Raw genomic sequence first — 13982 nt, 5'->3', positions numbered from 1 at the left:
TGGGCCCTGACGGACTCGAACCGCCGACATCTTCGGTGTAAACGAAGCGCTCTACCAACTGAGCTAAGAGCCCCTGTTCGACCATCCTAGGGGGCCGCCGCGGACCCTTCGTTCGACACTCCATCTGAAGAGTCGTTCAGTGATCGGGGCGGTGCGTCTCGCTGACCAGGGCTTTCTCGACTCCCCCCTCGAACGTGTGGCACGGACCGGAGCCCCGAGGACCCCTATGCTTCGCGAACGGACAGCAACGCCTGGTGTCCGATGACCGAGGGGGAATCCCGTTGCCGAACCGCACTCCGAACCGTCGTCGCGCCTGCACGGCGGGGACACTCGTCGCCGTCATCACGCTCGGTGGCCTGCTCGGGGTGGCGGGCCCCGCTGCCGCAGTCGCCGCAGACACGACCTCCGGGACTGACGCGGACGTCGCGGTGGTCGGGCAGCAGGCGGACCCGGCTGCCGCGGACACGGGGAGCTCCGGCGGGGCAGCGGCAGACGCAGGAGCGGCGAGCGACACCGGCGCCGCTGGCTCGGGCGCCGCCGACTCGGGTGCTGCCGGCACGGGTGCCGCCGGCTCGGGTGCCGCCGGCTCGGATGCAGCGACGCCTGCGGATGCCGGGACCGCGGCCGGCACTCCCGCGACCTCGGACCCGACCACACCCGCGGCCTCGTCGTCCCCGGACCCGTCCGACACCGCGTCCCCCACCGCCGACGCGACCGCCGTGACGATCGACGGCGCGCCGACGGTCGGCGCCACGCTGACCGCGCGTGCGACGGGGTTCACCGGCCCCGTCACGTACTCCTGGCGCGCCGGGGACACCACCCTCGCGGCCGAAGGAGACTCCTACACGCCGACCCGCGCGGACGCGGGCCAGGTCATCACGGTCACCGTCGCCTCCCTCACCGACGACCCACGGTCGGCGAGCACCACCCGGGTGACGGCGCCGCCCGCGTTCGACGACCAGTCGACCCCGGACGACCCGGTCACGCTGACCACCGGCGCCGGCGAACGGTTCCGCCACGCGTTCGCCACCACCGGGTTCCCTGCTCCGACGTACTCCGTGCAGTACTGGGACGCCGACGCGTCGCCCGAGGAGTCCGACGGCGACGACTCGTCCTTCCTGCCGTACGGGATCACCCTCGACCACACGACCGGCATCCTGTCCGGCACCTCGGACTACGCCGGGACGTACGCCTTCCGGATCGTCGCGACCGACGGCAACACGAGCGTGTCGCAGTACGTCCACCTCACGACCATCCCTGGGGCACCGCTCGGCATCGAGGTCACCGCCGAGGACCGGTCCACCGTCCTCACCGCACACTCGACCAGCTGGGTCATCGAGCGCGACGGCACCGTGTGGACGTTCCAGAACGAGACGACCCGTGACGGCGACGGCTACATCACGTTCGGGTCCGGTTTCGAGGGCGGCCAGCCGACGATCGACCAGGGCGGCACCCTCCTCGTCGGCGGCGACCTCGTCGACCGGTTCGGCAACGCCGTGCACGCCGACGACTGGACGCCCACGCCGGTGACCGTGACCTCCGACCACGCCTCGGACGTCATCGCGCCGGACGAGGAGTGGACCGGCCGGGCCGACGTGACGTTCCCGCAGGCGTCGACCCACCGACTGACGGTGTCGGCGCAGGACTTCGCCACGGCGTTCACCGTCGCCGTGCGACCCACCGCGGTCACGACCGTACGGACCGTCCCGACGACGACCCGCACCGAGCTCGCCTACACCGGTTCGGACGCGCTGGGCCTCCTGCCCTGGGCAGCAGGCCTGCTCCTCGGCGGCGCCGCGATCACCGCCGTGCGCGGAGGCGTCCGCCGCCGGCGCTGACGAGACAGCCGCATCCGCGGTCCCGGCGTCACCGGTGTTCTGCGGCGCTCCGGTGTCGTGACCGGCCTTGCCGCCGGTGCTGCCCGGTGGCAGGGTCGGTTCCATGACGCTGCCCGCCGACGCGCACGTGCACAGCGAGTTCTCATGGGACGCCGGATCGGACCCGTCGTCCGTCGGCTCGATGCGGCGGACCTGCGAGCGGGCGGTGCGCATCGGACTGCCGGCCCTCGTGTTCACCGAGCACCTCGACCTCGAGGACCACTGGGTCGCCGGGCCGGAGGACCTCGGATCGCACGCCCGCAGCCTGGTGGGTGTGGACGGCCGGGTGCGGTTGCCGCCGCTCGACCTCGACGGGTACCTCGCCGCCATCGACCGCTGTCGGTACGACTTCCCGGAGCTCACGATCCTGACCGGCGTCGAGTTCGGGCAACCGCACCTGTGGGACGCCGCGGCGGCCGACGTCGTCCGCCGGGTCGACCGGGTCAACGGGTCGCTGCACATGCTGCCGTTCGAAGAGGGTGACGCGGGTGCAGGATCGGGCGCGGACGGCGCTGCTCGAGGTGCCGCACACGATGCCGGGGCCCGGACCGAACCGTCGACGCTCTACCGGTACCGGCCGCCTGCCGACGTCATGTGGGCGTACCTCGCCGAGATCCCGCGCATGGTCGCCGGCTCGGACTCCTTCGCGGTCTTCACCCACATCGACTACGCCGTCCGTTCCTGGCCGAGCGCCACCGCCGGCCCGTTCGACCCCCGCGAGTTCGAGGAGGGGTTCCGCGCGGGGATGCGCGCGATCGCCTCGTCCGGTCGGGCCCTCGAGATGAACACCCGACGGCTCTGGTCGTGGGTCCCGCAGTGGTGGGCGGAGGAAGGCGGCCGGGCGGTCACGTTCGGGAGCGATGCGCACACCGCGGACGCCCTCGCCACGGGGTTCCCCGAGGCGACGGCGATGCTCGAGTCGTTCGGGTTCCGGGCGGGGCGTAGGCCCGAGGAGTTCTGGACGCGGTGATCCGGGGCTCACGGGGAACGCGGCGTCGCGGAGCGAGCTCGAGGACCGCTCCTCCCCACGCAGCCCTCGCGCACCTGACCATGAACCGTTCGTTCGGTCTCCTGTGGATCGCCCAGGCGCTGTCGTCCATCGTCAACGCTCCCGACCCGGCATCGTCACCGCGCCCTGCCACACCCACACCCGGTACCGCGATCCGTCCCGCCGGATGACCTCCACCTGCACCGCCCGGTCCGTGTACGCGACGACGACCGCCCGCTCCTGCACGCGCACCTCGACGAACCGCAGCCAGACGTCGACGGTGTCCCCGTCCGAGACCGGGACGGGTGCATCCGGGCCGATCTCCTCGCGCGTGAGGCTCACCGGGTACGGACGGGTCAGGAACTCGTTGACCGCAGCCCGCGAGACATCTGCCGGCACTGTGCGGTATTCGCCTGTGCGGAGTTCGCTGCTCGGCCAGCGGTCGGCGCGGCGTCGACTCATGGCATCTCCAATCGAACGTGTGTTCGAATGATAGACCGAGCGGGAACTGAGTCGTCACGACCACCCGCGCTCGCACGGCCCCAGGGCTCCCCGTTGAACTCCCAGGCCTGGCTCCCCATCTCCATCCGAGTCGGGTTCGGCTCGGGCAGGCCCTCGGGAAGGAATCGCTCGTCCTTCGGATGGAGGAAGAGCCATTTGCTCGCGAATCCCACGGTGCGTTCGTTGAAGAAGCGCTCCATCTGAGTGCTCCCGAGCGGGAGTGTCATGTCGAGCTCGCCAGCTGCCACGCGATCGACCGAGATGTGCTCGGCGAAGACCATCGGGTCCCCCATCACCAGGCCGAGCTTGCGCGTCAGCGGCATGATGATGCCTGCTGCAGTGGCGTAGCCGACACCTTCCCAGGGGGACGCATCGGCTGGCGTGACGAGGGACACGGGATGATCAGAGGTCACGAGCGATCTGCGATCGAACCGGACGAGCGTCCACGGACGTCCGAGGATGCACGGGAGGATCTGGGTCGCGCTGGAGAGCATCTGGTCGGCGAACTCGATGCTGCTCACCTGCAAGGGCGGCCCTTCGGGGCGTATCGCTTCGGCCCACATCCGATCGACGGTGTCGTTCGTGACTTGCGGGTCCGCTCGTTGGAGCTGCTGCTTGAAGAGCTCGCGTCCGCCGACACCGATTTGCAGACGCGCCAGCTGTGCTTCGAGTGAATCCACGGTGCGGCGCTGCGTCTGTGTGCGAGTGCTTTGCAACGCGATGAAGAAGGCGAGCGTCTGACGGTCCGCCGATGGGAGCGGCCACACGCCTGACGCGATCTGCGCGATGATCGCAGCCGTCGGGGCCTCGACTTCCGCAAGCGCCCGCTCGAGGACGTCATCGCCATCGTCATGCCCCGGCAGGGCGTAGAAGTCGGTCTCAACGGCAGCACTGTTCACGGACTGCTTGTACCGCCGTTCCCCGGGCAGCGGGACCGTCAGGAGCGTGTCACCGTCCGCGAAGCCGCGCAGGTAGAACCTCGGCACGGTGTGATGCCGTCGAGACGTTTGCCGACCTCCGTCAGTCATGAGCTCAGCATGAACGAACCGGCCGACACGCTACGTCGCTCTACCGAACGGTCGAGACTCCCCCGATGAGCGCACCGACCGATTCGAGGGCGCCGGGGACGAGGGAGAAGTAGGCCCAGGTGCCCCGCTTCTCGCGGTGCAGGATGCCGGCATCGACGAGCACCTTGAGATGATGCGACACGGTCGGCTGGGACAGCCCGAGCGGTTCCTGCAGGTCACAGACACAGGCTTCGGCGCCGTCATGCGCGGCCACCATCGAGATCAGTCGCAGGCGAGCGGGGTCTGCGATCGCTTTCAACGACTTCGCGAGGACCTCGGCGGACTCCTGCGTCATCGCTTCGGTTGTGACGGGCGAGCAGCACGCAGTGACGTCCTGGATGGGAAGCAGCTCGATCGTCGTCATCGCATCATCATCCCACGGACTTCGACACGCGTCTATATTTGCGTTCATCTATATCGACGTGCTTCGATGTTCCTGTTCGACTTCCGATCGACCTGCAGAGGACCGACTCCGATGACTCACCTTGTTGCCGTTGGGGGCAGTGACGCCGGTATCGCCGCGGCGCTGCGCGCCCGTGAGCTGGACCCGTCGACCGACGTGACGGTGGTTCTCGCCGACGAGTTCCCGAACTTCTCCATCTGCGGCATCCCGTACTGGGTCTCGGGCGACGTTACCGCGGAGGCGTCTCTCGCGCACCGCACCCGCGCTGACCTGGAAGCCGTCGGGATGACGGTCCGCTCCTCGACATGGGCCTCCGCCGTCGACGTCGACCGCCAGCTGCTCTCTGTCACCGGCCCGGCTGGTGAGGAGCAGATCGCCTACGACGAGCTGCTGATCGGGACTGGCGCGGAGCCGGTCCGTCCGGCTGGGATCCCGTTCGGTGAGCCGGGCATTCACCTGCTGCACTCGATGACCGACGCGGAGCATCTCGTTGCCGCCCTGGACCTTCTGCCTGCCGGCAGCCGTGTCGCGGTCGTCGGCGCCGGCTACATCGGCCTCGAGATGACCGAAGGCCTTGTCGCCCGCGGCTTCGACACGACGCTGATCCAGCGCGGACAGGAAGTGCTCTCCACCCTCGACCCGGAACTCGGTTCCCTCGTCACCGCGGAGGTCCGCCGACATGGTGCAACCGTGCTGACCGGGGCGACGGTCACCGGCATCACCCCGGCCGGAGCTGGGCAGTGGCGGGTGGCGACGACGACGGCTGCCGGGGATGCGGAGGGCACGTTCGCGCTCGTGGTGGTCTGCGTCGGCGTACGGCCCGTGACGGACCTCGCGGCTGCGGCAGGCGCGCAGCTCGGGCGGGCCGGCGCGATCGTCGTCGACGAGCAGATGCGTACCGGGGTGCCGCACGTGTGGGCGGCTGGTGACTGCGTCGTGACGCATCACCGGCTCCTCGGCACGACGTGGCTCCCCCTCGGGACGACGGCGCACAAGCAGGGCCGTGTCGCCGGGGAGAACATGCTCGGTGGGTCCCGGACCTTCGCCGGTTCGGTGGGGACGCAGGTGGTGAAGGTGTTCGACCTGGTCGCCGCCCGCACCGGCCTCCGCCACCACGAAACAGCACCGCTGGACGTGTCCCCGTTGACCCGGGTGACGGTCGCGGATGACCACAAGCGGTACTACCCGGGTGCGGTGCCGTTGACGATCAGTGTCACCGCCGACCAGCCGTCCGGGCGGCTCCTCGGGGCGCAGATCGTCGGGGAGCGGTCTGCGGAGATCAGCAAGCGCATCGACACGTTCGCCACCGCCCTGCACGCCGGCCTGTCGGTCGACGACGTCATCGACCTGGACCTGTCCTACACGCCGCCGCTCGGGTCCCCGTGGGATGCCGTGCAGGTCGCCGCGCAGGGCTGGGAGCGCGCCGCCGCGGCAGCGAACCAGGCCGGGGTGGGCGTCTGATGGTGCTGGCGGTCGTCGCCGCGGCGATCTTCGTCGCGACGCTCGTGGTGGTGATCTGGCAGCCCAAGGGCTTCCCGATCGGCTACACCGCCCTCATCGGCGCGGTCGTCGCCCTCGCGACCACGGTCGTCGGGCTCGGGGACGTGCCGACGGTGGTCGGGATCGTGTGGAACGCGACGCTGACGTTCGTCGCGGTGGTGCTGATCTCGTTGATCCTCGACGAGGCCGGCTTCTTCGAGTGGGCAGCGCTCCACGTGGCCCGGTGGGGTCGCGGGAACGGTCGGCTGCTGTTCGTGCTGATCGTCGGCCTCGGCGCGGTCATCGCGGCCGTGTTCGCCAACGACGGGGCCGCGCTGATCCTCACTCCGATCGTCGTCGGGATGCTCCGCGCGTTGAACATGCCGGCGAAGGCGGCGCTGGGGTTCATCCTCGCCACCGGGTTCATCGCCGACACCGGCAGCCTGCCGCTGGTGGTGTCGAACCTGGTCAACATCGTCTCCGCCGACTACTTCGGCCTCGGGTTCGCCGAGTACGCCGCCGTCATGGTGCCCGTCGGCATCGTGTCCGTGCTGGCGTCTCTCGGGATGCTGCTGGCGTACTTCGGTAGGAGCATCCCGAAGTGGTACGACGTCCTCGCTCTCACCCGTCCGGCCGCCGCGGTGAAGGACCGGGCGACATTCCGAGCCGGCTGGGTGGTCCTCGCCGTGCTGCTGGTCGGCTACTTCGCCGCCGACCCCGTCGGGGTGCCCCTCGCCGCGGTCGCGGGTGTCGGCGCGGTCGTGATCGTTCTCGTTGCCGCCCGGCAACCCGCGTTCCTCTTCGCCCGCCAGGCTGCGTCCCCGGTCCTCGTCACGACCGGCGGCACCGCCGCCGTCACCGCTGGCAGTAGTGGCACCGGTGGCGGGTCGGGGCGGGTGATTCCGGTGTGGAAGACGATCCGGGAGGCGCCGTGGCAGATCGTGCTGTTCTCGATCGGCATGTACCTCGTCGTCTACGGGCTGCAGAACCAGGGCCTCACCGACTACCTCGCGAAGCTGTTCGATGTGTTCGGGGACCACGGGGTCCTCGTCACCGCGCTCGGGGTCGGGTTCGTGATCGCGATCCTCGCGTCGCTGATGAACAACATGCCGACCGTCCTCATCGCCGCCCTCGCGATCGGCGGAGCCGGTGCGACCGGGCTGACCCATGAGGTGATGATCTACGCCAACGTCATCGGTTCCGACCTCGGGCCGAAGATCACCCCGATCGGGTCGCTGGCGACGCTGCTGTGGTTGCACGTGCTCGATCGGAAGGGCATCCACATCGGCTGGGGGCAGTACTTCCGCACCGGCATCGTGCTGACCGTCCCCGTCCTCGCCGTCACCCTGACAGCCCTCGCCGGCTGGCTCACCCTCATCCGATGACCGCCCGAACCGAAAGCACCGCCATGACCGCGACCCCCACGATCCTGTTCGTCTGCGTCCACAACGCCGGCCGCTCCCAGATGGCCGCCGGCTACGCGAAGGCCCTCGGCGGCGACCGCGTCCAGGTCCTCTCCGCCGGCAGCGCACCGAAGGACCAGATCAACCCCGTCGCGATCCAGGCGATGGCGGAGGACGGCGTCGACATCGCCTCGAACCAGCCGAAGATCCTCACCACCGACGCTGTCCGCGAGTCCGACGCGGTGATCACGATGGGCTGCGGCGACGCGTGCCCGGTCTTCCCCGGCAAACGGTACGAGGACTGGGACCTCACCGACCCCGCCGGGAAGGGCATCGACGACGTCCGCCCCATCCGCGACGAGATCAAGACCCGCGTGCAGGCGCTCCTGGCCGAGCTGCTGCCCACCGAAGCATCCGCCTGACCACCGGAAGGACCACCCCCATGACCCTCACCCTCACCGTCCCACCCCGGGCCGACGCGGACCGCCTCACCGGGCTCCCCGTCGCAGTCATCGGCGCCGGCCCCGTCGGACTCGCCGCCGCCGCGCACCTGCTCGAGCAGGGCCTGCCCGTCGTCGTCTACGAAGCCGGCGACACGGTTGGTACGTCTGTCCGTGCGTGGGGGCACACCAGGCTGTTCTCCCCGTGGCGGTACGTCATCGACGACGCCGCCCGCCGCCTCCTCGAACCCACTGGCTGGACCGAGCCCCGCCGGTCGTCGCTGCCGACCGGGCACGACCTCGTCGAGCAGTACCTCGAACCCCTCGTCCAGACGCCGGAGCTGGCGCCGGTGATGCGGTACGGCGTCCGCGTGAAGGCGGTGTCCCGGCAGGGCATGGACCGCACGCGCTCCACCGGCCGCGCCGACACCCCGTTCCTCCTCCGCCTCCACGCGGCCGACGGTGTCGAGGACGTCACCGCCCGCGCCGTCGTCGACACGTCCGGCACGTACACGTCCCCGAACCCGCTCACCGCCGCGGGCCTCGCCCCCGCCGCGGACCTCGGGGACCGGGTGATGCACGCTCTCCCGGACGTGCTTGGTGCGGACCGGGCACGGTTCGCCGGGAAGCGGGTCCTCGTCGTCGGGGCCGGGCACTCGGCCGCGAACACGCTCATCAAGCTCGCCGCCCTCGCGAAGGACGAACCGGGCACGACGCTGCTGTGGGCGATCCGGAACGCCGGCACCGCTCGCCTCGGTGCGGACGCCCCCGACGGGCTCGCCGCCCGCGGGCAGCTCGGCTCCAACGTGCACGGCCTCGTCGAGTCCGGGCAGGTCGAGCAGCTCGCCTCGTTCGAGATCGACGACGTCCGCCCCGACGGCGACCAGGTCACCGTCATCGGCCGCCGCGCCGGGGAGCCGTTCACCGTCACGGTCGACGTTGTGGTGAACGCGACCGGGTTCCGGCCCGACCTCGACATGCTCCGCGAGATCCGCCTTGGCCTGGACGACATCGTCGAAGCGCCCCGGGCGCTCGCGCCGCTGATCGACCCGAACCTGCACTCCTGCGGCTCCGTCCCCCCACACGGTGTCGCGGAGCTGGCGCACCCGGAGCCGAACTTCTTCATCGCCGGGATGAAGTCCTACGGCCGCGCCCCCACGTTCCTGCTCCTCACCGGCTACGAGCAGGTCCGCTCCATCGCCGCGGAACTCGCTGGCGACCACCAGGCCGCCCGCGACGTGCAGCTCGTGCTCCCCGAGACGGGCGTCTGCGCCACCGATGTCGGCGGCTCATCCTCCTGCGGTGTTCCCGCTACGACCGAAGCGGCCGAGGGGTCGTCGTGCTGCGCGGCGCCCGTGTCGGCCGCTCCGCCCGCCAGCAGCTCCTGCTGCACGAACTGAACCGGACCCCGCATGACCGACAAGCCCACCGTGCTGTTCATCTGCAAGCACAATGCCGGCCGTTCCCAACTCGGCGCCGCCCTTCTCGAACTCGCCGCCGACGACCGCTACACCGCCACCTCCGCGGGAATCGCTCCCGCCGACGAGGTGAACCCGTCGATCGCCGCGACCGTCGCGGAACTCGGCCTCGACATCAGCGACCACACCCCGCGGAGGGTCACCCCGGAGCTGCTGGATCAGGCCGACGTCGTCGTGCTGATGAAGCCCGGCCTCGACCTGCCCGCGACGCCCCGCGGGACGGTGTTGCAGTGGTCGTTCCCGGACCCGGAGTCTTGGTCCCCCGACGACGTCCGCCCCATGCGCGACGCCGTCGCCGCCCGCATCCAGGACGAGCTGCTGCACCCATGACCGACGACACCCCGGTCGCCATCCGGCCGATGGTCGCCGCGGACTGGCCCAGTGTCGAGGCGACCTACCGGGAGGGCATCGCCACCGGGAACGCGACGTTCGAAACGGAGCCGCCGACCTGGGCGGCGTTCGACGCCGCAAAGCTGCCCGAGCATCGGTTCGTCGCCGTCGACGGTGATGAAGTCCTCGGCTGGGTGGCGGTCTCCCCGACCTCCGCCCGGCCGGTGTACCGGGGTGTCGTCGAGCACTCCGTCTACGTCGCCGCAGCAGCCCGCCGCCGAGGCGTCGGGCACGTCCTCCTCGACGCCCTGATCGCGTCAACCGAAGCCGCGGGGATCTGGACGATCCAGTCCGGGATCTTCCCCGAGAACACCGCATCCCGTGCACTCCACGCTCGGCACGGCTTCCGGGAAATCGGCACCCGGGAACGCGTCGGGCTGATGATGTCCGGGCCCTGGGCCGGCCAGTGGCGCGACAACGTCCTCATCGAACGGCGCAGCAACCGAACCGGCATCTGAGCGGCACGAGCACGATCGAGCGCCGCGGACATGCGCACGCCGACCTACCGCACGCCGCGAGATCCGTGAGCTCAATCGAACTCCCGAGACACCGGGCCGCCCGGTCGGGTACCCGCCAGGCGGGCCCACGTCGACGCGGTCGCGATGCTGACGCCGAGCACACGTGCGACGACAGCCGATGGGACCTGCGTGAGACCTGGCTCGCAGAAAGCGTGATCCCACGCTCGGCAAGCAGCGGGATGAGTTTCGTCGTGCTGAACATGCCGGCGGCAGCCATCTGCTCGCGCAGCCGCCATTCGTAGCTGAGCTGATGAGTCACGGGGTTCCTTTCAAGCTGTGGAGATGCGACACACGATCGAGTGCATCCCGCAGGATTCGGTTGGCGAACTCGCCCGAGACGTGCGTGTAGATCCCCGTCGTCGACTGGTACGCGTGTCCGAGCTGCCGCTGCACGAACATCGGGTCGTGACCGTCCTCGATCAGGTGCGTCGCGTAACTGTGCCGGAGGCAATGCGGTGTCAACGCCCGATCCAACCCGAGCTCATCGCGGTACTGCGCGAAGCGGTCGCCGAGCGCGCGCTTCCCTACCCGCTCGCCACGCTCGGATAGCCACAGCGCACGTGTCGAGGTAGCCCCTCGCATCATCGGCAGGACGTTGTCGAGGTAGCCCCTCGCATCATCGGCAGGACGTTGTCGAGGTAGTCGCGGACCGCGTCAACCGCCCATGGCATCACGGTCGCGACGGCACGCGGTTTCGGTGGCGAGCCACGGGACGCCTTCCCGGAACGGACGCGAAGGAACCCGAACCCATCGAAGATCGGCACCTTGGGGTTCCGGTAGAAGTCGTGCACCTCGAGCATGACGGCTTCGTTCGCTCGGCGCCCCCAGCCGTGCGCGACCTTGAGCATCGTGGCGTCATGGTACGCGGCGATGGCGCCCTTGCGGCCAGCGTCGAGGCGCCGACTGACTTCCTCGTCGGCCCGATCGAACACAGCCTGCAGCTCGTCGCGGGTGAGCGGCCGCCGTGCAGGATTTGCCTCGGATTCCTGCACGTGCGCCGGAGTGTCCCACTCGTGACAAATCTGGACCGGGTGGTTCCGAACCGGGTCTCGCATTCTGCGACCCACCCGTAGTGCGGCGAGCAGACGAAGTCGCAGAACTGCCGGATCGTGTCCTGATAGCGGCGCAGCGTCGACGCCGCGAGCCGGTGCGTCGCGATCAGGTCGGTCATCCACTCGTCGAGCATCGCCGCGGACCACGTCCACGGCCACTCCCCTGCGTGCCGCTGGAACTGTCGCACCACCTGGATTCGGTTCGTCACGGTGGGCATCCGCAAGCTCCGGCCCCCGACCATCTGCGAACACCACCCGTCGAGCATCGCGTCGAACACGGCTGCGTCCTCATTGAGCAGCAGCACTCCGGAAAGCAGATGCAGCTCCGCCGAACCGTACCGCTCTCGCACCACAGCATCTGCTCCGTGCAATGCACACATCATGCATCAAACGCGAAATCCAGGCTCGAGGTCAAGCACGACTAGCCTGCCCGACGGTGATCAGGAGAACTTCGCATATCAACGCCGACGGTCAACTCGCACCGGACGCAACTTCGCACAGAACGTTCCGTACCGTCGGTTCTGACCCATGGCCTCCTTGCTGCCATGGATTCGAACACACGTTCGAACATCCGCGCTACCCGTCAGCCGGCGAGGAAACCCTCGATCGCGGCGATGGTCTCCTCGTTGCGGACGTGCAGCACTGCGCGGATGCCGCACCGCTCCGCGCCGAGGACCGGGCGCTCGTTGTCGTCGACGAAGAGGACCTGCTCGGGCGAGGCACCCATCCGCGCGAGGGCCGTGGTGTAGGCACCCGGGTCCGGCTTCGCCACGCCCTGCTCGTGGCTGTAGCAGATCGGATCGAAGACGCTCGAGAAGCCGAAGCGGCGCTCTTCCTCCTCACGGGCACCGTCGCCGGAGTTCGACAGGATCGCCAGCTTCGCCCGGTCGCGCAACGACCGGGCGTGCTCGAGGAGCTCCACGTTCGCCACGCCGCAGTAGGCGTCCCAGAACTCCGCGTGCATCGTCACGACCTCGGTCGGGGTCGCCCCGAGCGCGGCACCGAGCTTCCGCCAGTACTCGTCTGCGACGCCCGTCCGCAGCGCCGTGTCGGGGAGATCGGCGTCGCGCAGCCGGGTCCGCACCTCGTCGACCGTCAGCCCGAAGCGGGCGCCCCAGGTCTCCCGGAGGACGTCGGGCCACCGGTCGTCGTCGACGAGTTCGAGGACGCCACCGACGTCGTAGAGGATCCACTGCTCCATCGCCGAAGGCTAGCGGGGCTCCCCGGACTGCGGGAGCGGATCGGGGCACGCGGCGGCGCTCGCCGCCGCGGACGCGCGGACACACATGCGCTGCCGCGAAGAGGCCGACGAGGGATGTGCCGGTCTGGAGGCGCGGGTCGGGCCCGCCCCGTGCCTCCAGGCCGACATCGCCGACCGTCTGTCCCCGAGAGGTCCCGACGGCAGCCGACCTCGTCTGGGTCGTTCGTCGGCGGATCGCCGTGACGAGGTGCGGTTTCTTGGCGAAGTCTTGCGGCGCGCTCCCTACCGTCGTGATCCCCCGTGCCGCACCGACCGCGACACCACCGACCGATGAGGAGAACGCCGTGTCCCACTCGCCCGCAGTGCCCGTCGCCGCTCGATCACGACGGAACAAGGTCCCGGACCCGACCGCGTCCTTCTGGATCATCAAGGTGCTCGCCACGACCGTCGGCGAGACCGCGGCGGACCTGCTCAGCGACACGGTCGGACTCGGTCTCCCCCTGACGACGCTCATCATGGCGGTCGCGCTCGTGGTGTTCCTCGTCCTGCAGTTCCGCGCTCGGACCTACCGTCCGGTGCTGTACTGGGTCACGGTGGTGCTCATCAGCATCGTCGGCACCTGCGTCACCGACAACCTGACCGACGGACTCGGGGTCCCGCTCGTGGTGAGCACGGCGGTGTTCGGAATCGCGCTGCTCGCGGTCTTCGTCGTCTGGTACCGCGTCGAGGGCACCCTGTCGATCCACAGCATCGACACGGTCCGCCGCGAATCGTTCTACTGGCTCGCCATCCTGTTCACGTTCGCGCTCGGCACCGCTGCCGGGGACCTCATCGCGGAACAGACCGGGCTCGGCTACTTCCCGGCCCTGCTGCTCTTCGCGGGTGCCATCGCGGTGACCGCTGCCGCGTGGGCGGTCGGCCGGCGGGGCCCCGTCGTCTGCTTCTGGATCGCCTACATCCTCACCCGTCCGCTCGGTGCGTCGACGGGCGACCTCCTGTCCTCCCCGGTACAGGACGGCGGCTTGGGCGTCGGGACCATCACGACGAGCATCGTGTTCCTCGTGGTGATCGTCGCCATCATCAGCTGGCTCATGGTCCGCATGCGCCGCGACGACACCGCACGCCCGCAGCCCGGCGTCTGAGCCCGTCCTGCTCGTCCCGCTCGTCCTGCTCGTCCCCGGAAGG

General features: G+C 69.9%; 15 protein-coding genes and 1 tRNA gene. 9 read left to right on the top strand and 7 right to left on the bottom strand.

What is annotated here, in order from left to right; all coding sequences use genetic code 11:
- Nucleotides 1-73, bottom strand: a tRNA-Val gene (locus MON03_RS07015).
- A gap of 208 nt (nt 74-281) precedes the next feature.
- Between MON03_RS07015 and MON03_RS07010 the strand changes: the two genes are divergently transcribed.
- Both MON03_RS07010 and MON03_RS07005 read left to right on the top strand, forming a co-directional pair.
- On the top strand, nt 282-1838 hold the full coding sequence (locus MON03_RS07010) for a hypothetical protein (protein WP_242091249.1): 1557 nt from the start codon (nt 282-284) through the stop codon (nt 1836-1838).
- Nucleotides 1839-1941: 103 nt separating this feature from the next.
- A complete protein-coding gene (locus MON03_RS07005) occupies nt 1942-2847 on the top strand; it encodes a PHP domain-containing protein (protein ID WP_242091248.1) in 906 nt (301 codons plus the stop codon).
- 132 nt (nt 2848-2979) lie between these two features.
- On the opposite strand, the gene MON03_RS07000 is transcribed toward MON03_RS07005, so the two are convergent.
- The 3 genes from MON03_RS07000 to MON03_RS06990 are packed head-to-tail and all read right to left on the bottom strand — an operon-like array spanning nt 2980 to nt 4797.
- Complete coding sequence (locus tag MON03_RS07000) at nt 2980-3327, bottom strand: hypothetical protein (protein WP_148286173.1); 348 nt, start codon at nt 3325-3327, stop codon at nt 2980-2982.
- Entirely contained in the window at nt 3324-4394 is a 1071-nt protein-coding gene (locus MON03_RS06995) for a DUF4238 domain-containing protein (RefSeq protein WP_242091247.1), read from the bottom strand. Before MON03_RS06995 ends, MON03_RS07000 begins: the two co-directional genes overlap by 4 nt.
- A 40-nt stretch (nt 4395-4434) precedes the next feature.
- On the bottom strand, nt 4435-4797 hold the full coding sequence (locus MON03_RS06990) for an ArsR/SmtB family transcription factor (protein ID WP_175327819.1): 363 nt from the start codon (nt 4795-4797) through the stop codon (nt 4435-4437).
- 66 nt (nt 4798-4863) lie between these two features.
- Between MON03_RS06990 and MON03_RS06985 the strand changes: the two genes are divergently transcribed.
- From MON03_RS06985 to MON03_RS06960, 6 genes are read left to right on the top strand one after another with little or no spacing between them, the layout of a single operon-like run.
- Nucleotides 4864-6297: an FAD-dependent oxidoreductase gene (locus MON03_RS06985; protein ID WP_242091246.1), complete on the top strand. Its 1434-nt coding sequence runs from the start codon at nt 4864-4866 to the stop codon at nt 6295-6297.
- The gene (locus tag MON03_RS06980) at nt 6297-7700 is read left to right on the top strand and encodes an arsenic transporter (RefSeq protein ID WP_175327817.1); all 1404 of its coding nucleotides are present in this window, start codon (nt 6297-6299) and stop codon (nt 7698-7700) included. Before MON03_RS06985 ends, MON03_RS06980 begins: the two co-directional genes overlap by 1 nt.
- A 23-nt stretch (nt 7701-7723) precedes the next feature.
- Nucleotides 7724-8140: an arsenate reductase ArsC gene (locus MON03_RS06975; protein WP_175327829.1), complete on the top strand. Its 417-nt coding sequence runs from the start codon at nt 7724-7726 to the stop codon at nt 8138-8140.
- A 20-nt stretch (nt 8141-8160) separates the two neighbouring features.
- Complete coding sequence (locus MON03_RS06970; RefSeq protein WP_242091245.1) at nt 8161-9558, top strand: FAD-dependent oxidoreductase; 1398 nt, start codon at nt 8161-8163, stop codon at nt 9556-9558.
- 12 nt (nt 9559-9570) lie between these two features.
- Complete coding sequence (locus MON03_RS06965; RefSeq protein ID WP_022904118.1) at nt 9571-9966, top strand: arsenate-mycothiol transferase ArsC; 396 nt, start codon at nt 9571-9573, stop codon at nt 9964-9966.
- A complete protein-coding gene (locus tag MON03_RS06960) occupies nt 9963-10484 on the top strand; it encodes a GNAT family N-acetyltransferase (protein ID WP_242091244.1) in 522 nt (173 codons plus the stop codon). The genes MON03_RS06965 and MON03_RS06960 overlap by 4 nt, the downstream gene beginning before the upstream one ends.
- Nucleotides 10485-10799: 315 nt before the next feature.
- Here the strand turns inward: MON03_RS06960 and MON03_RS06950 are convergent, their stop codons facing one another.
- The 3 genes from MON03_RS06950 to MON03_RS06940 all read right to left on the bottom strand — a co-directional run bounded on the left by MON03_RS06950 (nt 10800) and on the right by MON03_RS06940 (nt 12797).
- Nucleotides 10800-11129, bottom strand: a complete 330-nt coding sequence (locus tag MON03_RS06950) for a tyrosine-type recombinase/integrase (protein WP_242091243.1) — start codon at nt 11127-11129, stop codon at nt 10800-10802.
- The gene (locus MON03_RS06945) at nt 11126-11536 is read right to left on the bottom strand and encodes a site-specific integrase (protein WP_242091242.1); all 411 of its coding nucleotides are present in this window, start codon (nt 11534-11536) and stop codon (nt 11126-11128) included. The genes MON03_RS06950 and MON03_RS06945 overlap by 4 nt, the downstream gene beginning before the upstream one ends.
- A gap of 643 nt (nt 11537-12179) precedes the next feature.
- Nucleotides 12180-12797, bottom strand: coding sequence for an HAD-IA family hydrolase (locus MON03_RS06940; protein WP_242091241.1), 618 nt, complete (start codon nt 12795-12797; stop codon nt 12180-12182).
- A 344-nt stretch (nt 12798-13141) separates the two neighbouring features.
- Between MON03_RS06940 and MON03_RS06935 the strand changes: the two genes are divergently transcribed.
- A complete protein-coding gene (locus MON03_RS06935; RefSeq protein ID WP_242091240.1) occupies nt 13142-13939 on the top strand; it encodes a COG4705 family protein in 798 nt (265 codons plus the stop codon).
- Nucleotides 13940-13982 lie beyond the last annotated feature (43 nt).

Origin of the sequence: Curtobacterium sp. DN_7.5 (assembly GCF_022655355.1) — a bacterium.
GTDB lineage: Bacteria > Actinomycetota > Actinomycetes > Actinomycetales > Microbacteriaceae > Curtobacterium > Curtobacterium luteum.
This window is presented reverse-complemented; position numbering and strand designations above follow the sequence as displayed.